Below are 26,083 nucleotides of genomic sequence, written 5' to 3'. Positions count from 1 at the left end.
CGATGACCGCACGCATCCTCCGTCCGGCGGTCCTGCTGGTACTCGGCGCCATCTGGCTGGCCCCGATCTACCTGCTGCTGGTCAACGCCAGCAAGGACCCGGCACAGTACGCGGCCGACCAGGTGTGGCGCCCGATCGGCGACTTCGCGCTGTTCGACAACATGCGTGAGGCCTGGGAGATCGGCGGCCTGGGCGACGCCGTCACCAGCACGCTGCTCTACAGCATCATCGGGCCCGGGCTGGCGGTGCTGTTCGGCGCCGCCATCGGTTTCGGCATCGTGGCGCTGCGGCTCAAGCACGGGTTCTTCTGGTTCGTGCTGGTATTCGGCGGCACGGTCTTCCCGCTGCAGATGATCCTGATGCCGCTGTTCGTCGGGTACGTCGAGGCCGGCATCTACGACAGCCGGCTCGGCATGATCGCCATCTACACGGCCGTCACCGTGCCGTTCGCGGCGCTGGTCATGCGCAACTTCCTCGGCGGCATCGCGCACCAGGTGTTCGAGGCGGCGGTCGTCGACGGCGCCAGCACCTGGCGGATCTTCCGGCGCATCTACCTGCCGATGTCCACCAGCGCGCTGGTGGCGGTGTTCATCCTGCAGGCCACGTTCGTCTGGAACGACCTGCTGCTGGGCCTGGCGCTGAGCCAGTCCAACGACGTCCGGCCGCTCATGACGGCCGCGGCCGCGCTCCAGGACACCTACGGTGGCCTGCAGCTGACGGCGGTGCTGGCCGGCGGCCTGCTGGTGTCGCTGCCGACGGTGGTGCTGTTCCTGTCGACGCAGCGCATCTTCAGCCGGGGCCTCAACCTCGGCCAGTTCTAGGGGGTTTTCCGATGAGAGTGGCCGTGGTCACCGGCGGGGGCGCCGGCATCGGCCGGGCGGTCGTCGAGCGGCTGGCCGGCGACGGCGAACTGGTGATCGCGCTCGACCGCGACGCCGCCGCGCTGGACCGGCTGGCGGCCGACGCCGCCGAGCGCGGCTGGCAGGTGCGGGTCCGGGCACTGGACGTCGCCGACGCCGGCGACGTCGAGCGGTGCGCCGCGGAGCTGACGGCGGAGCACGGCAGCATCGACACCCTGGTGTGCGCCGCCGGCATCCAGCGCTACGGCACCGTCGAAGAGACCAGCATGGAGCTGTTCGACGAGGTCATCGCCGTGAATCTGCGTGGCGTCTTCGCGGTCTGCCACCACCTGATGCCGCTGCTGCGCGCCGGTGGCGGCGGCGCGGTCGTGGTCGTCGCCTCGGTGCAGTCGTACCAGTCCCAGACCCGGGTCGCGGCGTACGCGGCGTCGAAGGGCGCCCTGGTCGCGCTGGTCCGGTCGATGGCGCTGGACCACGCGGCCGATGGCGTCCGCGTCAACGCCGTGCTGCCCGGCTCCGTCGACACCCCGATGTTGCGCTGGGCCGCCGGCCTGCACGCCGAGGGCCGCCCGGCCGACGACCTCGTCGCCGAGTGGGGCCGGTCGCACCCGCTGGGCCGGGTCGCCCTGCCGTCCGAGGTGGCCGACGCCGTCGCCTACCTGGCCGGGCCGCACGCGAGCTTCGTCACCGGCACCGACCTCGTGGTCGACGGCGGCCTGCGGGCCGGCCTGCCGGTGGCCCTGCCCGAGCACGTGAAGGAGACCTGAGTTCGTGAAGATCGTCGACGTGCGCGCCACCACCGTGACGGTGCCCCTGCAGGCGCCGCTGCGGCACAGCAACGGCGCGCACTGGGGCCGGTTCGTCCGCACCATCGTCGAGGTCGAGGCCGACAACGGCCTGATCGGCCTGGGCGAGATGGGCGGCGGCGGGCAGAGCGCCGAGGAAGCCGTGCGCGGCCTGCGCGACTACCTCGTCGGACACGACCCGGCCCGCACCGAGACGCTGCGGTTCATGCTGGCCAACCCGACGGCCAGCCTCTACAACAACCGCACCCAGCTGCTCGCGGCCATCGAGTTCGCCTGCCTGGACCTCCAGGGCCGGCACCTCGGCGTGCCGGTGCACGACCTGCTCGGCGGCCGGGTCCGCGACCACGTCGAGTTCGCCAGCTACCTGTTCTTCCGCTACCCGGCGGCCGACGGCAGCGGCGAGGTCCGCACGCCGGAGCAGCTGGTCGCGCACGCCCGCGAGCTGAAGGAGCAGTACGGCTTCACCGTGCACAAGCTCAAGGGCGGCGTCTTCCCGCCCGGCTACGAGCTGGAGTGTTACCGGGCACTGGCCGAGGCGTTCCCCGGCGACCGGCTGCGCCACGACCCCAACGGCGCGTGGTCGCCGGAGGAGTCGATCCGGTTCGCCGCCGGCATCGAGGGCCTGCGCAACGACTACCTGGAAGACCCGACGTGGGGCATGAACGGCCTGCGCCGGGTGCGCGAGCGGACCGCGATCCCGATCGCCACCAACACCGTCGTGGTCAACTTCGAGCAGCTGGCCGCGAACGTCCGCGACCCCGCCGTCGACGTCGTCCTGCTCGACACCACGTTCTGGGGCGGCATCCGCCCGTGCGTGAAGGCGGCCGGGGTGTGCGAGACGTTCCAGCTGGGCGTCGCGGTGCACTCGTCCGGCGAGCTGGGCATCCAGCTGGCCACCATGCTGCACCTGGGCGCCGTCGTGCCGAACCTGGCGTTCGCGGCCGACGCCCACTACCACCACCTGACCGGCGACGTCATCGCCGGCGGGCCGTTCCGGTACCACGACGGTGGCATCGACGTGCCCGCCGGGCCCGGGCTGGGCGTCGAGCTGGACCGCGACAAGGTCGCCGAGTACGCCGAGCTCTACCGCGAGCTGGGCGGCTACCCGTACGACCGCGATCCCGGCCGGCCCGGCTGGTACCCGCTGCTACCCAACTCCGACTGGGCCGACCCGTCGGCGGCCGGCCCCGTCGATCTCGGAGGACGCTGAACCGATGCGGCTCATCCCGACGGTCGAGGACTTCGCCTCCGACCCGATCGCGCAGTACTACGACGACATGGTCAACCCGCCCGGCCTGACCAACTTCCTCGGCGCCGTCCAGGTCGACCACGACATCACGGCCGTGCGCAGCGTGAACTTCGCACCGGTCTCGCACGGCGACACCGTCACCGGTGCGCTGTGGGTCGACGGCCGGCTGTTCCGGTCCTTCGGCGTGCCGGTCACGCTGCAGTGGCGCCCGGACCGCGTCGTCCGGTCGGCGCGGCTCGGCGACCTCGACCTCGAGTCGACGACGGTGACCCCGCCGGGCGTCGACGGCGTCGTCGTCGACATCGCTGTGACGAACACGTCAGGCGCCGAGCGGAAGGTCCGGCTGGGCCTGTCGATCGCGTCGACGGTGACCCAGGCCGGCCCGTGGCGGGTGCCGGAGCCGCCGTCCGAGCCGAACACGCTGGCCGCGCTGCCTGACCGCCCCGCCCTGCTGGGCCGGGCCGCGACGACGGCCGCCGTGAGCGTGCAGGGCCTGGACGCCGACGGCGCGCGGGCCGGCGGCCGCTCGCTGGAGCTGGACGTGTCGCTGGCGCCGGGGGAGCGCTACCGGTTCGGCTACGTGCACGTGGTCGGCGCCGACGCCGAGGGCGCGCTGGCCGCGTACGACACCGTCGTCGCGGACGTGCCCGGGCAGGTGGCCGCCGCCCGCACCCAGTGGGACGACACCCTGCGCGCCGCGTTCACACCCGGGAACGACCAGTTCAGCGGGCACGTGCCGACGCTGGAGACGTCGAACGACGCGCTGCGCCGGCTGTACTGGTGGGGCGTGCTGGGCGTCATCTGGTTCCGCCGCGACAGCCCGGCCAGCCACCTCGGCCGCGTCTACGACACGCTGATGCCGCGGTACTGGCAGACCACCACGTTCATCTGGGACTTCAGCCTCAGCTCGATGATCCACGCGCTGCTCGACCCGGTGCCCATGCGCCGTCAGATCGAGCACTGGATCGCGCTGGACATCCACCGCCACTTCGGCACCGAGTGGCAGACCGGCGGGCCGGCCGGCTACTGGTACTCCGTCAACGACTACGCGATGATCCGGCTGGTCCGCGACTACGTGCGGTGGAACGGCGAGCCCGGCTTCCTGGACGTCGAGCTGGCCGCGCACGACGGCCCGGCCCAGCCGGTCGCGGCGCACGTCGCCGACTGGGCGACGGCCTGGGAGGGGTTCCGCAAGGAGCACGCGCTGGCCGACTACGGCGGCATCGACAACCTGCTCGAGTGCGTCAGCTCGTACGTGCACGAGGTGGCCAGCCTCAACGCCGCCAACGTGTGGTGCATGCGGGCGGCGGCCGACGTCGCGGCGCTGCGCGGTGACGACGGCCTGGCCGACGACCTGCGGAAGAAGGCCGACGCGCTGGTGCCGCACGTCGGTGAGCTGTACGTCGAGGGCCAGGGGTTCTGGCACGCGCGGCAGCCGGACGGGCGGATGCTGCCGGTGCGGCACTGCTACGACTTCACCACCGTCGGCATGACCATCGCCGCCGACCTGCCCGAGCGGCGGCGCGCGGAGATGGTCGAGTTCTTCGTCCGCGAGCTCCAGACGCCGTCGTGGCTGCGGGCGCTGTCGCCGTACGACGACGATGCCGCGTTCAGCGTCCGCCCCGACCACCAGTGGAACGGCGCCTACCCGGCCTGGCCGGCCGACGCCGCGCGGTCGCTGATCGAGCTGGGCCGCCCCGACGTCGCCGCCGACTGGCTGACCGGCCTGGCGCGGACGGCGAACCAGGGCCCGCCCGGGCAGGCGCACTTCGTCGAGGAGGCGGCCGAGCCGCTCAACGGGGGCGCGGTGAAGTCGCCGCCACAGTTCCCGTACCTCATCGACTGGTCCTGCTCGTCGGCCGGTTCGTGGTCGGCGCTGGTGGTCGAGGGGTTCTTCGGGGTCCGCCCGGACGTCGACGGGTCGCTGACGGTGTCGTCGCGGCTGGCGGCGGTCGACCCGGACGCTCGGTTGCGGGGACTGCGGGCCGGCGGCCGGCTGATCGACGTCGACGCCGGCGGCGTCACGGATTCACCGGGCACGCACAGCTCCGGCGTGGGCTGAGCACAGGATCGCCGCCGAGGGTCGGGAGGACGTGCACCAGCCGGCCGGACGGCGGCGAGACCGAGCCGTCCGCGCCGGAGTCCACGACGCCGGACCAGGCGCAGCCCGACCACGCCCGGCCGGACCGTTCCGGCCAGGGCGAAGGCCGAGGCGGCCCCGGCGGCTCCGCCTCTCACAGGAACTTCACAGGGTCGTCTCAGCCGTCCCTCAACCACGGCCCGTAGACCGGACGTATGACTGAGACGCTGCCGCCGCGGATCCTCGTCGTCGACGACGAGCCGAACCTCGCCGAATTGCTCACCGCCGCGCTGCGCTACGAGGGCTGGGCGACGACGACGGCGCTGACCGGGCAGGACGCGATCCGGTCCGCCATCGACGAGGCGCCGGACGCCGTCGTGCTGGACGTCATGCTGCCCGACGTCGACGAGCTCGGCGTGCTGCGGCGCATCCGGGCACACCGTCCCGGCGTGCCGGTGCTGTTCCTCACCGCACGCGACGCGGTCGAGGACCGGGTCACCGGCCTCACCGCCGCCGGCGACGACTACGCGACGAAGCCGATCAGCCTGGAGGAGCTGGTGGCCCGGCTGCGCGGGCTGCTCCGCCGCGCCGGGGCGGCGCTCCCCGCGGAGGTGTCCGTGCTGGCCGTCGGCGATCTGGTGATGGACGAGGACGCACACGAGGTGCGGCGGGCCGGCCAGCCGGTCAGGCTCACCGCCACCGAGTTCGAGCTGCTGCGCTTCCTCATGCGCAACCCGCGCCGGGTGCTGTCCAAGGCGCAGATCCTGGACCGCGTCTGGCAGTACGACCTCGGCGGCCAGCAGAACATCGTCGAGCTGTACATCTCGTACCTGCGGCGCAAGATCGACAAGGGCCGCGAGCCGATGATCCACACCGTCCGCGGGGTCGGCTACCTGATCGAACCCGCCGCCGAGGCGGGCCGGTGACCTAGCACCCGGCGTCTGACGGGGTGCTGGCACCCCGCGCAGTCGCCTGCTGGCACCCTGCCTCGTCCGCACGCCGGTCCGTAGCGTCGCAGGTGAGGAGAGGGGGGCGCTCATGCGGGCGACGTATCGGGTGGTGAGCGGGCTGATCGCGCTGGCGGTGGTGTTCCAGGCCGCGATGATCGCGTTCGGCACGTTCGGCTTCATCCATGAGATCGAGGACGGCGCGATCTTCACCACGGACACCGACCCGCCGAACGCGGGGCCGATGCTGCACGCCATCGGCGGGACGCTGGTGATCCCGCTGCTGGCGCTGGTGCTGCTGGTCGTGTCGTTCCTGGCGAAGGTGCGCCGCGGCGTGACGTGGGCGGCGCTGGTGCTGCTCGGCGTGGTGGTGCAGATCACGCTCGGCTACGCGGCGTTCGAGCTGCCGGCCGCCGGGCTGCTGCACGCCGTCAACGCGTTCGCGATCCTGACGCTCGCGCTGGTCGCGTACCGTGCGGCGACGCGGGCCGAGCCGTCGCCGGCCGAGGCGACCGGCGATGCCGCTCGGGTCTGAGCGCCGGCCGCGCCGGAACGACCGGCTGGTCGTCGGCGGCCTGGCGGCGGTCGCGGTGCTGGTGGCCGCGGGTCTGGTGTGGTCGTCGAGCCGGCTGCCGGACACGTACTCCGTCATGGGCATGGGGCACGCCGAGTTCGGCGGCGGCCCCGCCGACCCCGTGCACGGCGGGCACGACGGCCACGGCTGGGACGGGCCGCCGCGGCAGCCGGGCGACCGCGACGTCGGCGAACTCACCGGCCCGCGGGACCGGCCGGCCGACGTCGCCGTCGAGCTGGTCGCAACGGAGGACGGCGGCCGGTACACGCTGAACGGCACGACGCCGGGGCCGGAGCTGCGCGTCGAGCAGGGCGACCTCGTCGAGGTGACACTGGTCAACGCGTCGGTGCGGGACGGTGCCACGCTGCACTGGCACGGCGTCGACGTGCCGAACGCCGAGGACGGCGTGGCCGGCGTGACCCAGGACGCCGTCGCCGTCGGCGGGTCGCACACGTACCGGTTCGTCGCCGAGGACGCCGGGACGTACTGGTACCACTCGCACCAGGTGTCGCACGCCCAGGTGCGCGGCGGGCTGTTCGGTGTGCTGGTGGTCGCGCCGCGCGCGGGGGTCGCGGCGGGCCACGACGTCGTCGCGGCCGTGCACACCTACGGCGGCCGGCCGACGGTGAACGGCCGGGACGGGCTGCGGGTCGACGCGGCGCCGGGCGACGAGGTGCGGCTGCGGCTGGTCAACACGGACAACGAGGTCAAGCGGGCGTGGACGGCGGACGTGCCGGTGCGCGTGCTGGCGGTCGACGGGCGCGACGTGCACGAGCCGGGTCCGGTGACGGACGCCGCGGTGACGCTGGCCGCCGGCGGGCGGGTGGACCTCGGGTTCGCGGTGCCGGCGGACGGGACGGCGGTGCGGGTGGAGGCGGGTGGGGTGGCTGTCGTGGCCGGGCCGCCGGGCGCTGCGGACCCGTCCGCGAGCGACCCGCCCGCGGACACCGTCGACCTGCTGCGTTACGGCACGCCGGCGCCGCTCGGCTTCGACCCGGCCGACGCCGGCCGCAGCTTCGAGTACCGGATCGGGCGCCGGTTCGGGCTGGTCGACGGCGTGCCGGGCCGGTACTGGACGATCAACGGGCGGATGTTCCCCGACGTGCCGATGTTCGTGGTCCGCGACGGCGACGTCGTGCGCCTGCGGATCGAGAACTCCGGCGCCGACAACCACCCCATGCACCTGCACGGCCACCACGCCGTCGTGCTCAGCCGCGACGGCGAACCCGCCACCGGCAGCCCGTGGATCGTCGACTCGCTCGACGTCGGACGGGGCGAGACGTACGAGATCGCGTTCGTCGCGGACAACCCGGGGATCTGGCTGGACCACTGCCACGACCTGCCGCACGCCGCCGACGGGCTGGTGGCGCACCTCGCCTACGCCGGGGTGTACACGCCGTTCCGGATCGGCGGGCCCGGCGCGAACGAGCCGGAATGATCAGTCATTACAACGGTCCAGCAGCACGTACTCGCCCGCACCGGTGACGGTGACCGTCCCGGCGCCCGCCCCGCTGAGGACGACCCGGCCCGTCGCGTCGACGTCCGGCTCGGGGACCTGCGCGAACGACTCCTCGCCCAGGTGCTCGGCCCACGCGGCGACGGCGTCGGCGGTGCTCTGGCCGCCGGTGCCGCGGACGACGGCGACGAACCCGCCGGTCGCGCACGTCGCCGGGACGGGCGGGGCGAGCAGCTCGTACCCGTCGAGCAGCGTGTGCTCCTCGCCGGACGGGGCGAACGGCGCGCCGATCGGGTCGCCCGGCCCGGGCAACTCGTCCGGGACCGGCGGCGGCGTGACCGGCGACTCGCCGTCCGGGGTGGGCGCCTCGGCCTCCAGGTCCGGCAGCGGCGACGACGGGCTGCCGGTGACCTCGGCGACCCGGACGAACGACAGGTACGGGTTGTCGTCCTCGCTGACCAGTAGGGTGAGGTCGAGCCGGTAGCCGTCGGGGCCGAACGCGTGCGTCTCGCACTCCAGCGTGGACGGGTCGTCGTCGCGGAGCCGGCAGGTCGCGGGCTCCGCGTCGTCGTCCGGGTGGTAGGTCAGCGGTTCCAGCCCGGCGGCGCGGACCTGGTCGACGAGGTCGCCGAACGCCGCGACCGGATCGCCGTCGACCAGCAGCAGCGCCTCCGTCCCACCGGCGTGCGGGAACGGCGCCCCGAGCAGGACCGTGCCCGGCGGGACGGTGAGGTCCGCGGTGACGGGGCTGCCCGGCGGCTCGCCGGACGGGGTCGCCGAGCTGCCGCCGTCGCCGTCACCACAGGCGACGACGAGCAAGGCGCTGAGCAGGACGGCGACACGACGCATCCGCCGACCCTGCCATCAGCCCGCCGGGGAGAGGCTGAGCGACATGCCGGCCAGGCCGCGCTGGCGGTGCGACAACCGCTTGGCCACCTGCCGCAGCGTGGCCGCCGCCGGGGCGTCCGCCTCGTCCAGCACCAATGGCGTGCCGGCGTCGCCGCCCTCGCGCAGCCGGGTGTCGATGGGGATCTCGCCGAGCAGCGGCACCGTGGAGCCGAGCCGCTTCGACAGGCCGTCGGCCACGCGCTGCCCGCCGCCGCTGCCGAACAGCTCGAGGCGGTGCTCCGGGCCGCAGTGCGGGCACGGCAGGAACGACATGTTCTCGATGACGCCGGCCACCTGCTGGTGCGTCTGCATGGCGATGGACCCGGCCCGCTCGGCCACCTCGGCGGCCGCCAGCTGCGGTGTCGTGACGACCACGATCTCGGCGTTGGGCAGCAGCTGCGCCAGCGAGATGGCGACGTCGCCGGTGCCGGGCGGGAGGTCGAGCAGCAGGACGTCGAGGTCGCCCCAGTAGACGTCGGTGAGGAACTGCTGCAGCGCGCGGTGCAGCATGGGCCCGCGCCAGGCGACCGGGATGTCGCGGTCGGGCTTGAACATCTCCGTCGAGATCAGCTTCACGCCGTGCGCCGGGACCGGCATGATCATGCGCTCGACCACCGTCGGCTGCGACCCCTCGACCCCGAACATGCGCGGGATGGAGTGGCCGTAGATGTCGGCGTCGACCAGCCCCACCCGGACGCCGTCGGCCGCCATGGCGGCGGCGAGGTTCGCCGTGACCGACGACTTGCCGACCCCGCCCTTGCCGGACGCGACCGCGTAGACGCGGGTGAGCGAGTCGGGCTTGGTGAACGGGATCTCCCGCTCCGGCGCGCCGCCGCGCAGCTGCTGGGACAGCTCCTTGCGCTGCTCGGCCGACATGACGTCGAGCACCACCTCGACGGACGTGCTGCCCTGCAGCGCCATGACGGCCGCGGTGACGTCGCGGGTGATGGTGTCGCGCAGCGGACAGCCGGCCACCGTGAGGTAGACCGCGACCGTGACCCGCCCGTCGGCCGCGACGTCGACCGACTTCACCATGTTCAGCTCGGTGATGGGCCGCTTGATCTCCGGATCCTTCACCCCGGCCAGGGCCGCGGTGACGTCGTCGACGGTGGGGAGCGCACTCATGGTGTCGATGCTACGTCCGCCGCGCTTCTGCGCCGCCCGGCGGGCACCGGCGTCTAGGATCTGGACACCATGACGGCCAGCAAGGACACCGATCAGTGGGTCACTCCTGAGCAGCTCGAGGTGTGGCGTCTGTTCATCCGCGCCCAGTCCCGGGTCATGCGGCGCCTCGAAGCTGACCTCCTCACCAGCCACGACCTCCCGCTCGCCTGGTACGACGTGCTGGTGCGCCTGCTCGAGGCCGACGGCCGGCGGCTGCGCATGAGCGAGCTGGCCGAGCGCGTCATGCTCTCGCCCAGCGGTCTCACCCGCCTCGTCGACCGCATGGTCGACGAGGGCCTGCTCGAACGCACCCAGGCCGAACGCGACGGCCGCGGCTTCTACGCGGTGCTGACGGACGCGGGGTACGAGCGGCTGCGCGAGGCCACCGGCACCCACCTCCGCGGCGTCCACGACTACGTCGTCGGCCGCTTCGACGACGTGGAACTGGCGACGCTGTCGCAGCTGCTCCGGCGCATCGAGCCCTGACGCCGGTTCGCCGGCCCCTTCTGCCCGTTTCTCCGCCGCGAGAGCTCGGTGTGGGGGTTTGGTGACGCCCGGTCACCGCGGCGTCACCGGCCTGCCGCCGTGCCCTGTGTCGATGTGCGGTAGGTCAGCGCGCGGGCGTTGTCGGTGCCCGCCCATAGGGTGGGAGTCCTCCCAGCCGGGCGGGGACCGTACTCCGCCACCTGTGACGTCACTCGCACGATCTGCGACGTGACCCGCGAGGTGCGCGAACCGCACGGTGCCGGCGGACTATTGACGGCGGCTGGCGAAAGCCCCTAGCGTACGCGGGAAAGCCCTTACCAATCCATCCACCTGCCGCTCTCCGGCTCGTGGGAAGGCGCTTTCCCGGTCAAGGAGGCCCGATGTCCCGGAGCACCCGCCGCCTCACCTCGATCGTCACCGCGCTGGCCCTGCTGCCGACCGCCCTGGTCGGCGCGGCCGCGGCCGGCACCGCAGCCACAGCCGCCGGAGCCACCACCAGCGCGGCCACCACCGCGCAGCCGGAGCCGGCCGAGCAAGCGGCGCCGCGGTTCCGCGCGCTCGTGTTCTCCAAGGTCACCAACTTCTACCACCAGTCGATCCCCGCTGGTCAGGCCGCCATCGAGCAACTCGGCGCCGCGCATGACTTCGAGGTCGTCACGACCGACGACTCGACCGTCTTCAACGACGCGGACCTCGCGACGTTCGACGTCGTCATCTTCAACAACACGAACTCGACCCCGCAGAGCGGCGACCTGCTCAACGCTGAGCAGCGGGCCGCGTTCCAGCGCTACATCCAGGCCGGCGGCGGCTTCACCGGCCTGCACGCGGCGACGGCCGCCGAGCGGGACTGGGCGTGGTACGAGGGGCTGGTCGGGTCGATCTTCACCAACCATCCGCCGGGCACGAACCCCGACGGGACCATCGACGGCCGGGTGAAGGTGACCGACCGGGTGCATCCCTCCACGGCGAATCTGCCGGAGCTCTGGGAGTTCGAGGAGGAGTGGTACAACTGGAATCAGCGCGTCGTCGGCGACGCACACGTCCTGGCCTGGGTCGACACCAAGGTCGGCATCGCCGGTCTCACCGAGGGCCCGAACCACCCGTTCTCGTGGTGCCAGATCTACGACGGCGGCCGGTCCTGGTACACCGCGGGCGGCCACAGCCCCGCGGCGTTCGACGACGCCGAGTTCGTCGAGCATCTCAGGGGCGGCATCGAGTGGGCGGCCGGCGTCGCGGACGGCGACTGCGGCGGCACCGTCGAGGACAGCTTCGACAAGGTGCAGATCGCCTCGAACCCGGCCGACCCGATGGCGCTGGGCTTCCTGACCGAGAACGAGGTCGTGTTCGTCGAGCGGGGCGGCGCGGTGAAGGTGATCGACCAGTCGACGCTCGGGGTGACGACGGCGGGGACGGTGCCGGTGTACACGCCCGACTCCGACGGCCTGCTGGGCGTCGCCGTCGACCCGGACTTCGCGACGAACCGGTGGATCTACCTCACCTACTCGCACGCCACGGAAGCGAAGATCCAGATCTCGCGGTTCGACCTGACGACGGAGAACCAGCTCGACCTCGCGTCGGAGCAGGTACTGCTCGAGATCCCGACGTACCGGCAGCGGAACCGGTCCGGCGTGCACATGGGCGGCGCGATGGACTTCGACGCGGCCGGCAACCTGTACGTGGCCATCGGCGACAACATCGACCCGTTCGAGTCCGGCGGCTACGCGCCGATCGACGAGCGCAGCGGCCGGGCGCACTACGACGCGCAGTCGACGTCGGCGAACACGAACGACCTGCGCGGCAAGCTGATCCGCATCACGCCGACCGACGACGGCGGCTACACCGTCCCGGACGGCAACCTGTTCGCGCCGGGGACGGCGGGCGCGCGCCCGGAGATCTACGCGATGGGCTTCCGCAACCCGTTCCGGTTCCGGGTCGACGACGCCACCGGCGACGTCCTGCTGGGCGAGCACTCCCCGGACGCGCGCAGCGACAGCACGACGCGCGGGCCGCAGGCGCACGGCGAGTGGAACCTCATCACCGAGGCCGGCAACTACGGCTGGCCGTACTGCATCGGGCCGAACCGGCCGTTCCACGACTACGACTTCGCGACGGCGACCGCCGGCGCGCCGTTCGACTGCGCGAACCCCGTCAACGACTCGCCGAACAACACCGGCCTGCGCGAGCTGCCGCCGGTGGTGGGCGCGACGATGTACGAGAACTACGGCGCGACGCCCGCCTGGCCGGAGTTCGGCACCGGCGGCATCGCGCCGCACGGCGGCCCGATCTACGACTACGACCCGGAGCTGGACTCCGACACCAAGTTCCCCGCCTCCTACGACGGCAAGTGGTTCATCGCCGAGTGGGACCGGCGCTGGATCAAGACGGTGTCCGTGCTGGCCGAGGACCACGTCGGCGACCGTTACCCGTCCGCGAGCGCGGGCGACGTCTACTCCGTCGACCCGTGGGGCATCGACCAGACCTGGATCCGGCCGATGGACATGGACTTCGGGCCGGACGGCTCGCTCTACGTCATCGAGTGGGGCAGCAACTTCGGCGGCGCGCTGCGCGGTGAGCCGAACGACGACTCCGGCATCTACCGCATCGACTACGTCGCCGGCGACCGGCCGCCGACGGCGCGCGCGGCGGCCACCCCGTCCGACGGGCAGGCGCCGCTGACCGTCCAGTTCTCCAGCGCCGGCAGCGGGCACCCGCAGGGCCTGCCGGTCACGTACGCGTGGGACTTCGGCGACGGCGGCAGCGCCACCGAGGCGAACCCGTCGCACGTCTACACCGCGAACGGCACCTACCAGGCCCGGCTCACCGTCACCGACGAGGAGGGCCGCGAGGCGCTGGCCGCGGTGCAGGTGGTGGTCGGCAACACCCGGCCGGTCGTGACGGTCGAGCTGCCGCCGGACGGCGGGTTCTTCGAGTTCGGCGACCAGGTGCCGTACCGGGTGTCGGTGGAGGACGCGGAGGACGGCTCGATCGCCGACGGCGGCATCGCCTGCGAGGACGTGCTGGTGCAGACGCTGCTCGGCCACGACGAGCACGCCCATCCGCTGGACACCGTCGAGGGCTGCGAGGGCGTCGTCCCGACCATGACCGACGGCGGCCACGGCGGCGACGTCAACCTGTACTACGTGCTCGAGGGCGTCTACGTCGACCGCGGCGGCGACGGCGTCGGCACGCTGACCGGCGCGTCCGGCGTCCAGCTGCGCACCAAGCGCACCGAGGCGGAGTATTACGACGGCAACAGCGGCGTCACGCCGCTGGCCCGGGCCGGCTCCAGCGCCGGGGTGCGGCTGGGCGAGATCCGGCCCGGCGACTGGGTGTCCTACGACCCCGTGAGCTTCCACGGCATCGATTCGGTCACCGTCGGGGCGTCGTCGGCGGGCCAGGGCGGCGTCATCGAGTTCCGCAAGGACGCGCCGGACGGCGACCTGCTCGGCAGCGTCGAGGTGCTCAGCAACGGCAGCTGGGACGTCGTGCAGGAGCTGGACGTGCCGCTGACCGACCCCGGCGGCTCGTTCGAGCTGTTCATGGTCTTCCAGGCGCGCGACGGCTACACGCCGGGCGGCCCGGACCTGCTCTCGGTCGACTGGCTGCGCTACAACGGCGACGGCGTGGCCGAACCGCGTCCGCAGTGCCCCGTCGGCGACGACGAGTTCGACGGCGCCGAGCTGGACACCTGCCGGTGGTCGCGGATCGTCCGCGAGGTGGCCACCGACCACCGCCTCGCCGACGGACGGCTCTGGGTGAGGACGACGTCGGGCGGCAACTTCGGCGCCAACAACTCCCCGCCGGTGCAGAACCAGTTCCTGCAGCCGATCGGCCCGGACGAGGACTGGCTGATCGAGACCAAGGTGCACGCGCCGCTGGAGCAGCGCTACCAGCAGGTCGGGCTGCAGTACTACCAGGACGACGGCGACTACGTGAAGCTCGACCTCGTCGCCGACAACCTGCCCGGCCAGCCGCGGACGCTGCGGGTGGAGCTGCGCTCGGAGACCAACGACGTGCCGTCGGCGACCCAGCCGAACCTGCAGCCGGCGCCGGCCAACCCGGGCGACGAGTGGTGGTTCCGGCTGCGCAAGTCCGGCACGACGTTCACCGGCTGGGTCAGCGTCGACGGCGTCACCTGGATCGAGCTGCCCGGCACGGTCGAGAACACCGGTATCACCGACGGCGGTGTCGGCCCGCTGCACCAGGGGCGAGGTCAGACGGCGCCGGTCGAGGTCGGGTTCGACCACTTCAGGGTGAACCCGGACGACGAGCCGGCCGCCTGTCCCACGCCGGACACCCGGACGACCATCGTCGTCGGCGACGTCGACAGCGGCGTCCCGAACCGGGCGCTGGCCGACGGCTGCACCGTCGGTGACCTCATCCTCGACGGCGAGGAGTGGACCGACCACGGCGAGTTCGTCCGCCACGTCGGCGAGGTGCTCGACCAGCCCGAGGTCGCGGCGCTGCTCACCACGCGGGAACGCGGCGCCGTGCTCCGCGCCGCCGCACAGAGCACCGTCGGCACCGGCTGAGCTCCTGCGGCGCTGTGCGTGCGGCGCTGTGCGTGCGACGTTGTGCGTGCGGCGTTGTCGGTGCCCGCCCGTAGGGTGGGAAGCCCTCCCAGCCGGGCGGGGACCGAACTCGCTCAGTTCGCCGGGTCCGCCACCTCCTCCGCGGGTGGCGGACCCCGCAGGTCAGGACAGCACGGGCGACCACGCGCCGGTCGCCAGCGCCACCCCGACGGCGACGGCGGTCAGCAGGGCCGACGCGGCGAGCAGTGCCACGTCCGCCGGCCCGAACACCGGCCGCCGGGCGCACGTGCGGTGTGCCGACGCCGCGAAGCCGCGCGCGTCCATCGCGACGGCCAGGTGCGTCCCCCGCCGCACCGCACCCACCAGTAGTGCGAACAACCGTCCGCCGAGCACCGTCAGCGCACGCAGCGGGTTCCGGTCGCCGCCGAGACCGCGGGCGCGCCGGGCCCGGCCGAGCACCTCCCACTCGGCGGCCAGCAGCGGCGCCAGCCGGAACGCAGCCAGCGACCCATAGGCGAACCGGGCCGGGACTCGCAGGTGCCGGACCAGCGAGTCGGCGAGGTCGACCGGATCGATGGTCAGCACCGCCAGCACGCCGGGCAGTGCGATGGCCGCCACCCGCAGGCCGGCCGTCGCGCCGGTGGCCAGGCTCTCCGACGTGATCAGCAGCGGCCCGGCCTCCAGAAGCGTCGCGCCGCCCTTGCGCGCGGTGAACACGGCGTTCCCGAGGCTCACCATGACGACCGCGACGCCGAGCGGCCACAGCCGGCGCAGCAGCCCGGACCAGCCGACGCCCCAGGCCGGGACGGACGCCAGCCAGGCCGCCAGCAGCAGCCCCGCCGACACCGGGTCGACGCTGACCAGCAGCAGCATCGACGGGATCAGCGCGGCGGCCAGCTTCGCGACGGGGTTGCGGCGGGCCAGCGGTGCGGTGGCATCGGTGGACAGGTGGGTCTGCACCAGCGTCACGACCGCACCTCCACGACGTCGCGCAGCGCGCCGTCCGACACCGTCACCCGGGCGTCGGCCAGGGCTCCCGCGAACGCCTCGTCGTGCGTCACCGCCACGATCGCCGTCCCGCCCACCCGCAACCCCACGAACAGCTCGAGCAGCTCCGCCCACGTCCGCGCGTCCTGCCCGAACGTCGGCTCGTCCAGCACCAGCAGGTCCGGCGCGGTCGTCAGCATCGCCGCGACCGACAGCCGCCGCTTCTCGCCACCGGACAGCGTGAACGGGTTCGCGCCGGCCAGCCGGGTCAGCCGCAGCCGTTCCAGTAGCTCGTCGGCCCGCCGTTCCGCCGCGTCGTCCGCGACGCCGGCCCGCCGCGGCCCGACCAGCAGCTCGTCGCGGGCGGTGCGGGTGACGAACTGGTGCTCCGGGTCCTGGAACACCGTCCCGACCCGGCGGCACAGGTCGCGCGCCCGCCACCGGTGCAGCGGCCGGTCCGACCCGTCGAGCAGCACCGACCCCGCGTCCGGCGGCAGCAGGCCGGCCAGCAGCATCGCCAGTGTCGACTTGCCGCTGCCGTTCGGCCCGGTGACGGCGACCGCGGTGCCGTGCCGCACCGTCAGCGACGCCGACGACAGCGCGGGTCGCCGGGTGCGCGGGTAGGTCAGGGTGAGGCCGCCGGCCGTCAGCACGATGTCGCCGCCGGGGCCGGGCCGGAACGGGGGAGCGGCCGGGCCCCACGGCGCCGGAACCCACACGCCGGCCGCGGCGAGCGCGGCGCCGCGCCGGCCGAACACCTCCTCGGGCGGCCCGTCGTCGAGCACGCCGCCGCCCGGCTCCAGCACGACGACCCGGTCGACCATCCCGGCCGCGGCGTCGACCCGGTGCTCGACCAGCAGCAGCGTCGTGCCCGCGCCGCTCAGCGACGCCGAGACGGCGCCGAGCACCGTCGCCGTGCCGTCGGGGTCGAGGTTGGCGGTCGGCTCGTCCAGCACCAGCACCGACGGGCGGCGCACCAGCGCGCCGGCCAGCGCCAGCCGCTGCTGCTCGCCGCCGGACAGCGCCGCCGTCGGCCGGTCGCGTCCGTGGCGGAAGCCGACCCGCGCCAGCGCCTCGTCCACCCGCGGCCAGATCTCGTCGGCCGGCACACCGGCGTTCTCCAGCCCGAACGCGACGTCGTCGCCGGAGCGCGACATCACCAGCGACGCCTCCGGGTCCTGCAGCAGCATGCCGACGCGGTCCCGCGCGGCCGCCGCCGGGACGCCGTCGACGAGGACGGAGCCCTCCTGCTCCGCCGCCGTCTCGGGGTCCAGCAGCCCGGCGACCGCGCGCAGCAGCGTCGACTTCCCCGCACCCGACGGCCCGACCAGCAGCACCCGCTCACCGGCCGCGACGTCCAGGTCGACGCCGCGGCACGCCCACGCCTTACGGCCGGCGTAGCGCCAGCCGAAGCCGCGGATCCGGACCGTGGCGCCGCCGTCTGACGCCGTCATCAGATCTCGCCCTGCGATCGCCCGGCCGCGAACGGCGCCAGCGCGCCCGTCCGCGCCAGCGCCCGCATCAGCAGCCACGCCAGCCCGCCCGCGACCACGCCGGCCACGATGGCGCAGCCCACGTAGATGACCTTCCAGTCCGCGGCGTACGTGGGGACGTACGTGACGATCTCGTACAGCCCCATCGCGAGGCCTGCGCCGCCGCCGGCCAGCAGCGCCGCGCCGGCGCCCCAGCGGCGGTAGGCCAGCAACGCCAGCACGACCTCGGCCCCGAGCCCCTGCCACATGCCGGACAGGAACACCGACAGCCCCCACGCCGAGCCGAAGAACATCGACACGACCGCCGCCAGCACCTCCGTGTACAGGGCGGCGCCGGGACGGCGCACCACCAGCGCGCCGAGCACGGCCGGGATCAGCCAGACGCCTGAGGCCAGCGGCGCGATCGGCATCGAGCCCAGCGGCGCGTTGATGACCGAGTACAGCAGGTTGTTCCAGATGGCGAAGACCACCCCGAACACGACACCGATGACGGACGCGACGACGATGTCGACCGTGCGCCAGCGGTGCCGTCGCAGCTGGACGGTACCCGGCTCGCTCATCGGACAGCTCCTCTCGTACGAAGACGACGAGGGGCCCTCGAAGACGCGATACAGCGCGCCGCCACGGGGACTCCCGTGGGACGCGCTGCTGCGGTCGAGGTGTCGACTTCCTGCGCCGGCATTACCCGGATCAGGTTCGAGGGTCTGCGGGGCCATCCCGCACTCTCAGCGCTGCAGCGCTCCCCTGTCGTGGGTCTTCAGTTGTCTCGTGAACGAGATTACACCCTTTCGTCACACCCGTGTTGATCAGGGGGAACGTCCGGGTACGGGTGGCCGCGGCACCTTGATCAGGTCACGTTTCGGTGACGACGGGCCCGGGGCGTGGGTATGCTCCATCAGGCGCTCCAACCGGAGCCGCCTCGTGCTCGACACCGAGCCGACCCTTGAACCGAAGAGGTCAGCCGCTCATGCAACTGGTCGTTCGCCGACTGGCTGCAGCCGGTTCCGCCGCGCTCGTGACCATCGCCTTGACGGCGTGTGCATCGGGGCCGGAGCACCCGGCGGTCTCGCCGTTGGCTCAGCTCAGCGTCGAGGAGGGCCTCACCGAGGCGCCCAACGGCATCGACGAGCTGGCGGCCACCGAGGTGCTGGCGCAGTCGCTTGCGGCCATGCGGGCCACCGGCTCGTACCGCGTCACCGGCACCACCGTCAGCGGCAACACCATCGACATCGCCTTCAAGGACGGCGCCGGCGCGACCGGCTCGGTCGGCGCCGAGAACCCCGTCCAGCTGGTCGCCACGCCCGGCGCCGTCTACGTCACCGGCGACGAGTCGCTGGCCGAGGTGGTGGGCGCCGACGTCGGCACCACGCTGGCCGGCAAGTGGCTGCTCATCTCGCCCGAGGCGGCGGCCGGCTTCGCCATCTTCTCCGACGGGTCCACGTTCGCGACCGCGGTGCTCGGCGCCGACGACCCCGACGGCCTCACCGCCGTCCGCGAGGTCGACGGCCAGCCGGCGGTCGGCCTGCTGTTCCCCGAGACCGGCGGCACGCTGTGGGTCGCCGCCACCGGCGAGCCGCTGCCGCTGCGGTTCGAGGAGAAGGGCGCGTCGGCCGGCGCCGGCGTCATCTCCTTCACCGACTACGGGACGGAGGTCGCGGTCACCCCGCCGGCCGAGGACGCCGTGGTCGACCTCACCAAGATCCCGGTGCCCACGGCGCCCGCCACCCCGGCACCGTGACGACGCTGCTCCACCGGCCCGCCGGGGCGATGGGATAATCTTCCCCCGTGGAACTCGTGGGCGCGGTTGCCGTGGGTCTGACCAAGTGGTTCGGTCGCGTCGATCCCGACGGCCTGTCGCACCTGCCCATCAAGGGGCCGGCCATCGTCGCCGTCAACCACACCACCATCGCCGACGTGCCGCCGGTGCTCTCCACGCTCTACAAGGCCGGGCTGCGGCCCAGCGTCCCGTGCCACCGCGACGGCTGCGGCGTCACCCACGGCCACGTCCGCTTCATGGCGTCGTCGCTGGTGTTCGCGAACCCGTTCATCGGCCCGCTGGCGCGGCAGGCCGGCATGATCGAGGTCGGCGGGCGCCAGGCCGGCGCCGCCGCGCTGAAGGCGGCGCACGACGCGCTCGACCGCGGCGAGGTCGTCGGCATCTACCCCGAGGGCGACGTCTCGGCCACGCCCGACGGCTCGCCCCGGCGGTTCCGCTTCGGCGTCGGCCGGCTGGCCGCCGACGCGAAGGCCCCGGTCGTGCCGGTGGCCCACCACGACGCCCGCCGCATCGGCTCCGGGTCCATCGCGCGCAGCCTCGGCGGCGCCATCACGTCCGTCGTCCGCCGTCCCACCATCAAGCTGCGGGTGGGCAAGCCGATCCTGCCCGACGAGTTCACCGGGCTGCCGCTGCGCGACGTCGTCGAGGTCATCCAGGACCGCGTCACCGACGTCTGGCGCTCTGTGTCGGGCGAGTCGCTGCCCCGGCTCGACCTGGACCAGAAGGAAAATCCGTTGTGAACCGGGCAGCGTCGTTGCACTGTAGAGGCGGGTCCGCGCGCGCGGGCACCGCCAGCGATTGGTCCAGATTTTGCCGTTACGTTCCTTGTCGAGCGCGTAGGCCACACTAGAGTCAGAGCGGCGAGCCCTGACGCGGGCTCGGGAAGGAGGCGTGTGCGCTGTGAACACACTCGTTCTGAACGCCTCCTACGAACCGCTGGCCGTCGTGTCGGTACGCCGGGCCGTCATCCTCATCCTCACCGAGAAGGCCGTCGTCGAGCACGCCGACACCGAGAAGCTCATCCGCTCGGCCACCCGCGAGCTGCCGACACCGCTGGTCGTACGCCTGCTCCGGTTCGTCCGGGTGCCGTACCGCCGCAAGGTGCCGTGGTCGCGCGGCGGGGTGCTCGAACGCGACGCCCGCCGCTGCGCCTACTGCGCCGGCCGGGCCAACTCCATCGACCACATCGTGCCCACGTCTCGCGGCGGTGCCCAGCGCAGCTGGCTGAACACCGTCGCGGCGTGCGTGTCGTGCAATCAGCTCAAGGCCGACCGCACCCCGTCCGAGGCGGGCATGTCGCTGCTCATCGAGCCGTTCGAGCCCAAGGCGCACCGCGCGCTGGTGCTGGCCCTCGGTGTCACCGCGGCCGCCGAGCTGCCCGACTGGCTCATCGCCTCCACCGCGTAGCCGCACTCTGCCCGGTTCGCCCCGCTCAGCAGCGGCGACGTTCCGGCGATGTCGTGCGCGAATGTGCCGTGCGTTGATCGTCCACGCGGGTACTGTCGCCCACTAGGAGGTGTGTCATGGTGAGTCCCATTCCCGGTCTTCCCACCGGCATCGTCGTCGGCACCTACGACGACTACCCCGCGGCGCAGAAGGCGGTCGACTACCTGGCCGACCAGAAGTTCCCCGTCGAGAACCTGGCCATCGTCGGCAGCGACCTCCGCCAGGTCGAGCGCGTCACCGGGCGGTTGTCCTGGGGCAAGGCGGCCCTCGGCGGGCTGGCCACCGGCGCCTGGCTGGGCCTGTTCGTCGGTCTCCTCCTCGGCCTGTTCACCGACGAGGGCTGGCTGGCGATCATCCTGCTCAGCGTGCTGTGGGGCGCCATCTTCATGATGATCTTCGGGCTGGTCGGCTACGCGCTCACCGGCGGCCGCCGCGACTTCACGTCCCAGAGCGTCACCGTGGCCGGCCGCTACGAGGTCTACTGCCAGCACCAGCACGCCGAGGAGGCGCGCAACCAGCTCGCCCGGCTCTCGCTGCAGACCGGCACCGGCACGGTCTCTTAGGGGGTGTCTCTCGGGTCCGTGGCCTACTGCGCGACGCCCAGGCGGCGCCTCGCTGCGTTCTCGTCAGTCGTCATAGAACCCCGCTATGACTCCTTCCTCGGCCTTGCGAGGCATCCACCTGGACGCCGCTCGCTACGGCCGAGACCCGAGAGACACCCCCTAAAGCCAGTCGCGCCGCTTGAAGTTGACGTACAGCATCCAGCACAACGCCGCCATCAGCAGCATCACGCCGGGGTAGCCGAGCCTCCAGTGCAGTTCGGGCATGTGGCGGAAGTTCATGCCGTAGATGCCGGCGATCGCCGTGGGCACCGCGATGATCGCCGCCCACGACGTGATCTTGCGCATGTCGTTGTTCTGCGCCACCGACAGCTGCGCCAGGTTCGCCTGCAGCATCGAGCCGATGATCTCGTCGTAGCCGCCCAGCTGGGCGTGCAGGCGGTCGACGTGGTCGCCGACGCCGCGGAAGTAGGTCTGCACCTTCGGCGCGACGAGCTCCGGCGCCCGCTGCGTCAGCGAGCGCACCGGCAGCCCGAGCGGCGCGACGGCCCGCTGCAGCTTCAGCAGCTCCCGTTTGGCGTGGTAGATACGGCCCGCCTGGTTGCCGCTGACCTCGTCGAACACGGCCGCCTCGATCTCGGTGAGGTCGGCCTCGAACGCCTCCGCCACCTCGACGTACTCGTCGACGGTGGAGTCGGCGGCCACGTACAGCACGGCGGCCGGGCCGTGGCCGAGCAGCTTCGGCCGGCTCTCCAGCTGCTCCGCGACGGCCTCGACGGGGTCCGGGTCGCCCTCGCTGACACTGACGACGACGTCCGGCCCGGCCAGCATCGTCAGCCGCCCCGCGTCGCGCACGCCGCCGTCGTACCGGACCCGGCGCAGCACCAGGTAGACCAGGCCGTCGTAGTGGCCGATCTTGGTGCCCTGCCGCGGGTCCATCGCGTCCTCGACGGCCAGCGGATGCAGGCCGAAGTCGGCCGCGATGCCGCGCAGGTCGTCCTCGCCCGGCTCGTGCAACCGGATCCAGACGAACCCCTGCCGCTGCCGTGCCTGCGCGACGGCGTGGTCGTAGTCCTGACCGGTCTGCTTCCGGCCGTCGCGGTAGAACGCCCACTCGGTCATGGTCACGGTTCCTCCTCGCCGAGCCGATCCCCAGCGCTAGCGTTACCAGCATGGCGACCCTCCGGCAGCCGGACCCGCAGACTCACCGTCCCGAGATCTGGCTGGTCCGGCACGGCCAGACCGAGTGGAGCCGCGACGGCAAGCACACCAGCGGCACCGACCTCCCGCTGACCCCGGAGGGCGAACGGGCCGCCCGGTCCCTGGCGTCCCGGCTCGACGGCGGAGCATTCGACCTGGTGCTGGCCAGCCCCCGTCAACGCGCCTGGCGGACGGCGGAACTGGCCGGGTTCGCCGGTCCGGAGATCGACGACGACCTGCGCGAATGGGACTACGGCGAGTACGAGGGCGTCACCACGCCACAGATCCGCGAGACCGACCCCGACTGGTCCCTCTGGACCGACGGCGCACCCGGCGGCGAGCGTCCCGCCGACGTCGAGGCCCGGGTCGACCGCCTGATCGCCCGGCTGCGCTCGGTGGAGGGGGAGCGGGTGCTGGTCTTCGCCCACGGCCACGTGCTGCGGGTGGTGGGCGCGCGGTGGAGCGGCTGGCCGGTGGGAGCGGGCGCACACCTGCGCCTCGACACCGCGACCGTGTCCGTGCTCGGCTGGGAACGCGAGACGCCGGCGATCGGTCGGTGGAACGCGCCCTGAGGGCGCTGCCTGGTGTGCCGCTTGGCTCCAGTTCGCCGCTGGGCGCTAGGGAGTGTCTGACGGATCATGGGAGCCAGGTGAGTAGCGCGGCGAGGTGGAGTGCACCAAGGTAGTTGCGGGCGTGCTTGTCGTAGCGACTGGCCAGGCCGCGCCAGTGTTTGAGCTGGCAGAAGCCGCGTTCGACGACGTTGCGTCGCCGGTAGAGGGTCTTGTCGAACCCGACCGGGCGCCCGCCGGCTGAGCCGCGGCGGCGTCGGTTGGCCTGCTGATCGGCCGGTTCTGGAATGGTGTGGGCGATGTTGCGGCGACGGAGCAGTTCCCGGTTCGCGCGCGAGCTGTAGCCCTTGTCGGCCAGCACGTAGTCCGGCCGGGTGCGTGGCCGCCCGCCTGCGGGCCTGGCCACCCGTAATCCGGCCATGAGCTGCGGGAACTGGGTGGTGTCGTTGACGTTGCCCGCCGTCAGGTGCAGCACCAGCGGCCGGCCCCGCCCGTCGACGAGTGCATGGATCTTGGTGGTCAGCCCGCCCCGGGACCGGCCGATCGCATGATCGGCCGGCTCGGCCACCACCGCGGCGACGGGGTGATCGCCACGCGAACACCTGTCATTCGGTCCTGCCCCCCGCGTCCGGCGCCGGTGCGGGCCCGGACACGGTCGCGGCGTTGCCACCCACACGCCGAGCCGACGCCCCGTGCTGGTGCACCCGCACCAGCGAGGAGTCCACCGCGACCAGCCAATCCAACTCGCCCCGAGCATCAGCATCGGCCTGCGCCGCGGCCAGCAACCGCGCCCACGTGCCATCCGAACTCCACCGATTGAGCCGCTCATACGCGGTCTGCCACGGCCCGAACCGCCCCTGCGGGATCTCCCGCCACGCTGCCCCGGTCCGGAACTTCCACGCGATCGCCTCGATCACCTGCCGGTGATCACGCCACCGCCCACCCCGCCGAGGCGTCCGGTCCGGCAGCCGCGGCTCCAACCACGACCACGCCTCATCCGACAACACCCGCCGCTCAACCACACCCAGCATCTTGGACCGAACAAAGACCAAGATCCGTCAGACACTCCCTAGTGGGCCGTCCCCCTGCTGCCCATTCTCTTAGCCGCGCACGCGCGCCTCAAGTCCGCGCCCTTGTGGTCGGCGTTCGCTGTGGTCGGGGGCTTGGACTTGACCCGCGCGCACGCGGCCTAAGAACTGGCAGCTATCAGGGGGACGGGGGAAGACTGGGCACAGCCGCACCAGTGCACGGTTCGCCGCCGGCCGCCGGCCGCCGGCCGCCGGCCGCCGGCCGCCCGGTACCGGCTCCGACTCGTGGGCGGGGCGGGGCGGGGTGGCACGGCGGCGGCCGAGGCGTGCCCAATCCTTCCGTGCACAGTGCAGATCCCCGGCGAACCTGATCATTCCGGTCCAGGCGGACCCACGCGTTGGCGGGAGGTGCTTGACGGAGCGGGCGTTGAGGCGTCAGCGTCGGTCGGGTGAGAGGTGAACGAACCTGTCCACGATGCGGCGCGGCGGCGCGCCCGCCCGGCGCGTGGTCCAGCCGCTGGCTCTGCGACCTGCACGGCGAGGTGTACCCGCTGGCGCCGGTCACGACGCCCAGTGCGCCGCTGGTGCACCAGCTGGCCCGCGACTCCCACGTGCCGATGTGGCTGCCGTGGCCGCTGCCGCGCGGCTGGGTCGTCGGCGCGGTGATCCATGCCGGTGACGACGCCGGTGGGGTGCGGGCGTGCGGCGTCGGCATCAGCGGGCCGAACCCGCTGGGCGGCCCGGGCGACTTCCTGCTCGTCGCCGAGGAGCAGGGCGTCGGGCTCGGGGCAGGGCTGGCCGGGCTCGAGGGCGTCGACCCGGGGAAGGCGGTCGAGGGTGAGCCGCGGGCCAAGGTGCTCGTGCAAGGGCGCACGGTGCCGCTGTGGTTCGTCGAAGGGCCCGCCGACCGCGCCGTCTACGCAGGTCACTGGGGTGGCAGCTGGCTGTGGGCGATCCTGTACCCGCAGACCGCCGGTGTGCTGCTGCTGGAGGACGTCGAGGTGGTCGATCTACGTGATCTCGGCCACGAGGCGGACCTGCTGCCCTACGGAACGCCCCCGCCGTGGCTGACACCCGGCTACGATCAGTGAGGTCATCGGACGTCCAGCGATCACATCGAGGGTGCCCCGGTTGCGCATCGATCTGCACACCCACAGCAGCGTCTCCGACGGCACCGACCGGCCGGAACACCTGGTCCGGCGGGCCAAGGAGGTCGGCCTCGACGTCGTCGCGCTGACCGACCACGACACCTTCGACGGCTGGACGGCGGCGCTCGCGGCCGGCGACGAGACCGGCGTCGAGGTGGTCACCGGCGCGGAGATCTCCACCGAGCTGCGCGGCCACGGCGTGCACCTGCTCGCGTACCTCGTCGACCCCGGGTACGAGCCGCTGGCCGACGAGCTGGGCCGGGTCCGGCACGACCGCCGCACCCGGCTGGCCCGCATCGCCGCCGCGCTCACCGCGTCGGGACTGCCGATGGACGTCGCCGACATCCTGGCGCACTCGCCCGACGCCGCCACCGTCGGCCGTCCGCACGTGGCCGACGCGATGATCGCCAAGGGCTACGTGCGCGACCGTGAGGAGGCGTTCGCCTGGTGGCTCGGCCAGGGCCGGCCGGGCTGGGCGGCGAAGTACGCCCCGCCCGTCGACGAGGCGATCCACCTGGTGCACGCCGCCGGCGGGGTGTGCGTGCTGGCGCACCCGTGGGGCCGCGAGGGCGCCCGCCGTGCGCTGACGCCGTCGGGCATCGAGGCGCTGCGCGACGCCGGGCTCGACGGCATCGAGGTCGACCACCAGGACCACGACGACGCCAGCCGGCGCACGCTGCGCCGCGTGGCGCAGGACCTCGGCCTCGTCGTCACCGGCTCCAGCGACTACCACGGCACCGGCAAGCTCGACCACGAGCTGGGTGTCAACACGACGGCGCCGGAGGAGTGGGAGCGGCTACGATCGCTGGCCGGCGGGCACTGAGCCCGTCGCG

Annotated in this window: 23 protein-coding genes and 1 riboswitch; of the genes, 16 read left to right on the top strand and 7 right to left on the bottom strand. The window is 73.1% G+C overall.

Annotated elements, in window-relative coordinates:
• Positions 1-2 precede the first annotated feature (2 nt).
• The 7 genes from BLU82_RS22840 to BLU82_RS22810 all read left to right on the top strand — a co-directional run bounded on the left by BLU82_RS22840 (position 3) and on the right by BLU82_RS22810 (position 7,954).
• The gene (locus BLU82_RS22840; RefSeq protein ID WP_092623332.1) at positions 3-821 is read left to right on the top strand and encodes a carbohydrate ABC transporter permease; all 819 of its coding nucleotides are present in this window, start codon (positions 3-5) and stop codon (positions 819-821) included.
• 11 nt (positions 822-832) lie between these two features.
• A complete protein-coding gene (locus tag BLU82_RS22835) occupies positions 833-1,627 on the top strand; it encodes an SDR family NAD(P)-dependent oxidoreductase (protein ID WP_092623331.1) in 795 nt (264 codons plus the stop codon).
• A 4-nt stretch (positions 1,628-1,631) separates the two neighbouring features.
• Positions 1,632-2,876: an enolase C-terminal domain-like protein gene (locus BLU82_RS22830; RefSeq protein WP_092623330.1), complete on the top strand. Its 1,245-nt coding sequence runs from the start codon at positions 1,632-1,634 to the stop codon at positions 2,874-2,876.
• A 4-nt stretch (positions 2,877-2,880) separates the two neighbouring features.
• Positions 2,881-4,977 (top strand): hypothetical protein, encoded by a 2,097-nt coding sequence (locus BLU82_RS22825; protein WP_092623329.1) that lies wholly within the window; start codon positions 2,881-2,883, stop codon positions 4,975-4,977.
• A 233-nt stretch (positions 4,978-5,210) separates the two neighbouring features.
• Positions 5,211-5,921: a response regulator transcription factor gene (locus tag BLU82_RS22820; RefSeq protein ID WP_092623328.1), complete on the top strand. Its 711-nt coding sequence runs from the start codon at positions 5,211-5,213 to the stop codon at positions 5,919-5,921.
• A gap of 112 nt (positions 5,922-6,033) precedes the next feature.
• Positions 6,034-6,477 carry a hypothetical protein gene (locus BLU82_RS22815; protein WP_092623327.1) on the top strand — a complete coding sequence of 148 codons (444 nt, stop codon included), beginning with the start codon at positions 6,034-6,036 and terminating at the stop codon, positions 6,475-6,477.
• On the top strand, positions 6,461-7,954 hold the full coding sequence (locus tag BLU82_RS22810) for a multicopper oxidase family protein (RefSeq protein ID WP_092623326.1): 1,494 nt from the start codon (positions 6,461-6,463) through the stop codon (positions 7,952-7,954). The genes BLU82_RS22815 and BLU82_RS22810 overlap by 17 nt, the downstream gene beginning before the upstream one ends.
• Here the strand turns inward: BLU82_RS22810 and BLU82_RS22805 are convergent, their stop codons facing one another.
• The gene (locus BLU82_RS22805) at positions 7,955-8,821 is read right to left on the bottom strand and encodes a hypothetical protein (protein WP_092623325.1); all 867 of its coding nucleotides are present in this window, start codon (positions 8,819-8,821) and stop codon (positions 7,955-7,957) included. It lies immediately after the preceding gene.
• Positions 8,822-8,836: 15 nt separating this feature from the next.
• Positions 8,837-9,985: an Mrp/NBP35 family ATP-binding protein gene (locus BLU82_RS22800; protein WP_092623324.1), complete on the bottom strand. Its 1,149-nt coding sequence runs from the start codon at positions 9,983-9,985 to the stop codon at positions 8,837-8,839.
• Between the two features lie 69 nt (positions 9,986-10,054).
• Here BLU82_RS22800 and BLU82_RS22795 point away from each other — a divergent pair, with 69 nt between their 5' ends.
• Complete coding sequence (locus BLU82_RS22795) at positions 10,055-10,510, top strand: MarR family winged helix-turn-helix transcriptional regulator (protein WP_092623323.1); 456 nt, start codon at positions 10,055-10,057, stop codon at positions 10,508-10,510.
• 380 nt (positions 10,511-10,890) lie between these two features.
• Positions 10,891-15,042 (top strand): ThuA domain-containing protein, encoded by a 4,152-nt coding sequence (locus BLU82_RS36165; RefSeq protein ID WP_092623322.1) that lies wholly within the window; start codon positions 10,891-10,893, stop codon positions 15,040-15,042.
• A 162-nt stretch (positions 15,043-15,204) separates the two neighbouring features.
• On the opposite strand, the gene BLU82_RS22785 is transcribed toward BLU82_RS36165, so the two are convergent.
• Genes BLU82_RS22785 through BLU82_RS22775 form a run of 3 tightly spaced genes read right to left on the bottom strand, consistent with a single transcriptional unit; the run spans position 15,205 to position 18,082 of the window.
• Positions 15,205-16,005 (bottom strand): energy-coupling factor transporter transmembrane protein EcfT, encoded by an 801-nt coding sequence (locus BLU82_RS22785; protein ID WP_172885793.1) that lies wholly within the window; start codon positions 16,003-16,005, stop codon positions 15,205-15,207.
• A 2-nt stretch (positions 16,006-16,007) separates the two neighbouring features.
• Positions 16,008-17,483: an ABC transporter ATP-binding protein gene (locus BLU82_RS22780; protein ID WP_092623321.1), complete on the bottom strand. Its 1,476-nt coding sequence runs from the start codon at positions 17,481-17,483 to the stop codon at positions 16,008-16,010.
• The gene (locus BLU82_RS22775) at positions 17,483-18,082 is read right to left on the bottom strand and encodes an ECF transporter S component (RefSeq protein ID WP_092623320.1); all 600 of its coding nucleotides are present in this window, start codon (positions 18,080-18,082) and stop codon (positions 17,483-17,485) included. The genes BLU82_RS22780 and BLU82_RS22775 overlap by 1 nt, the downstream gene beginning before the upstream one ends.
• 90 nt (positions 18,083-18,172) lie before the next feature.
• A riboswitch (TPP riboswitch) is annotated at positions 18,173-18,278 on the bottom strand.
• 316 nt (positions 18,279-18,594) lie between these two features.
• On the opposite strand from BLU82_RS22775, the gene BLU82_RS22770 reads away from it, so the two are divergent.
• From BLU82_RS22770 to BLU82_RS22755, 4 genes are all read left to right on the top strand, one after another.
• Positions 18,595-19,260: a hypothetical protein gene (locus BLU82_RS22770; protein WP_092623319.1), complete on the top strand. Its 666-nt coding sequence runs from the start codon at positions 18,595-18,597 to the stop codon at positions 19,258-19,260.
• 47 nt (positions 19,261-19,307) lie between these two features.
• Positions 19,308-20,039 carry a 1-acyl-sn-glycerol-3-phosphate acyltransferase gene (locus BLU82_RS22765; RefSeq protein ID WP_092623318.1) on the top strand — a complete coding sequence of 244 codons (732 nt, stop codon included), beginning with the start codon at positions 19,308-19,310 and terminating at the stop codon, positions 20,037-20,039.
• 160 nt (positions 20,040-20,199) lie between these two features.
• On the top strand, positions 20,200-20,706 hold the full coding sequence (locus BLU82_RS22760; protein ID WP_092623317.1) for an HNH endonuclease: 507 nt from the start codon (positions 20,200-20,202) through the stop codon (positions 20,704-20,706).
• 116 nt (positions 20,707-20,822) lie between these two features.
• Positions 20,823-21,308 (top strand): general stress protein, encoded by a 486-nt coding sequence (locus tag BLU82_RS22755; RefSeq protein WP_092623316.1) that lies wholly within the window; start codon positions 20,823-20,825, stop codon positions 21,306-21,308.
• A gap of 159 nt (positions 21,309-21,467) precedes the next feature.
• Here the strand turns inward: BLU82_RS22755 and BLU82_RS22750 are convergent, their stop codons facing one another.
• Entirely contained in the window at positions 21,468-22,427 is a 960-nt protein-coding gene (locus BLU82_RS22750; protein ID WP_231947841.1) for a magnesium and cobalt transport protein CorA, read from the bottom strand.
• A 50-nt stretch (positions 22,428-22,477) separates the two neighbouring features.
• On the opposite strand from BLU82_RS22750, the gene BLU82_RS22745 reads away from it, so the two are divergent.
• The gene (locus tag BLU82_RS22745) at positions 22,478-23,077 is read left to right on the top strand and encodes a histidine phosphatase family protein (protein WP_092623314.1); all 600 of its coding nucleotides are present in this window, start codon (positions 22,478-22,480) and stop codon (positions 23,075-23,077) included.
• Between the two features lie 64 nt (positions 23,078-23,141).
• On the opposite strand, the gene BLU82_RS36425 is transcribed toward BLU82_RS22745, so the two are convergent.
• A protein-coding gene (locus BLU82_RS36425; protein ID WP_370246194.1) for an IS5 family transposase occupies positions 23,142-24,105 on the bottom strand; the annotation gives its coding sequence in 2 pieces (ribosomal slippage) (positions 23,142-23,730 and positions 23,729-24,105; 966 coding nt in all).
• 446 nt (positions 24,106-24,551) lie between these two features.
• Between BLU82_RS36425 and BLU82_RS22735 the strand changes: the two genes are divergently transcribed.
• Positions 24,552-25,193, top strand: coding sequence for a DUF6758 family protein (locus BLU82_RS22735; protein WP_092623313.1), 642 nt, complete (start codon positions 24,552-24,554; stop codon positions 25,191-25,193).
• A 40-nt stretch (positions 25,194-25,233) separates the two neighbouring features.
• Entirely contained in the window at positions 25,234-26,073 is an 840-nt protein-coding gene (locus BLU82_RS22730) for a PHP domain-containing protein (RefSeq protein ID WP_092623312.1), read from the top strand.
• Positions 26,074-26,083: the final 10 nt, after the last annotated feature.

It is taken from the genome of Jiangella sp. DSM 45060 (genome assembly GCF_900105175.1).
In the GTDB taxonomy this organism is placed as follows: Bacteria; Actinomycetota; Actinomycetes; order Jiangellales; family Jiangellaceae; genus Jiangella.
This window is presented reverse-complemented; position numbering and strand designations above follow the sequence as displayed.

Coding starts and splice junctions, on each gene's coding strand:
- BLU82_RS22835 (WP_092623331.1), top strand. CDS start 833: ATGAGAGTGGCCGTGGTCACCGGCGGGGGCGCCGGCATCGGCCGGGCG.
- BLU82_RS22800 (WP_092623324.1), bottom strand. CDS start 9,985: ATGAGTGCGCTCCCCACCGTCGACGACGTCACCGCGGCCCTGGCCGGG.
- BLU82_RS22810 (WP_092623326.1), top strand. CDS start 6,461: ATGCCGCTCGGGTCTGAGCGCCGGCCGCGCCGGAACGACCGGCTGGTC.
- BLU82_RS22780 (WP_092623321.1), bottom strand. CDS start 17,483: ATGACGGCGTCAGACGGCGGCGCCACGGTCCGGATCCGCGGCTTCGGC.
- BLU82_RS22805 (WP_092623325.1), bottom strand. CDS start 8,821: ATGCGTCGTGTCGCCGTCCTGCTCAGCGCCTTGCTCGTCGTCGCCTGT.
- BLU82_RS22755 (WP_092623316.1), top strand. CDS start 20,823: ATGGTGAGTCCCATTCCCGGTCTTCCCACCGGCATCGTCGTCGGCACC.
- BLU82_RS22745 (WP_092623314.1), top strand. CDS start 22,478: ATGGCGACCCTCCGGCAGCCGGACCCGCAGACTCACCGTCCCGAGATC.
- BLU82_RS22825 (WP_092623329.1), top strand. CDS start 2,881: ATGCGGCTCATCCCGACGGTCGAGGACTTCGCCTCCGACCCGATCGCG.
- BLU82_RS22840 (WP_092623332.1), top strand. CDS start 3: ATGACCGCACGCATCCTCCGTCCGGCGGTCCTGCTGGTACTCGGCGCC.
- BLU82_RS36165 (WP_092623322.1), top strand. CDS start 10,891: ATGTCCCGGAGCACCCGCCGCCTCACCTCGATCGTCACCGCGCTGGCC.
- BLU82_RS22775 (WP_092623320.1), bottom strand. CDS start 18,082: ATGAGCGAGCCGGGTACCGTCCAGCTGCGACGGCACCGCTGGCGCACG.
- BLU82_RS22815 (WP_092623327.1), top strand. CDS start 6,034: ATGCGGGCGACGTATCGGGTGGTGAGCGGGCTGATCGCGCTGGCGGTG.
- BLU82_RS22750 (WP_231947841.1), bottom strand. CDS start 22,427: ATGACCGAGTGGGCGTTCTACCGCGACGGCCGGAAGCAGACCGGTCAG.
- BLU82_RS22795 (WP_092623323.1), top strand. CDS start 10,055: ATGACGGCCAGCAAGGACACCGATCAGTGGGTCACTCCTGAGCAGCTC.
- BLU82_RS22820 (WP_092623328.1), top strand. CDS start 5,211: ATGACTGAGACGCTGCCGCCGCGGATCCTCGTCGTCGACGACGAGCCG.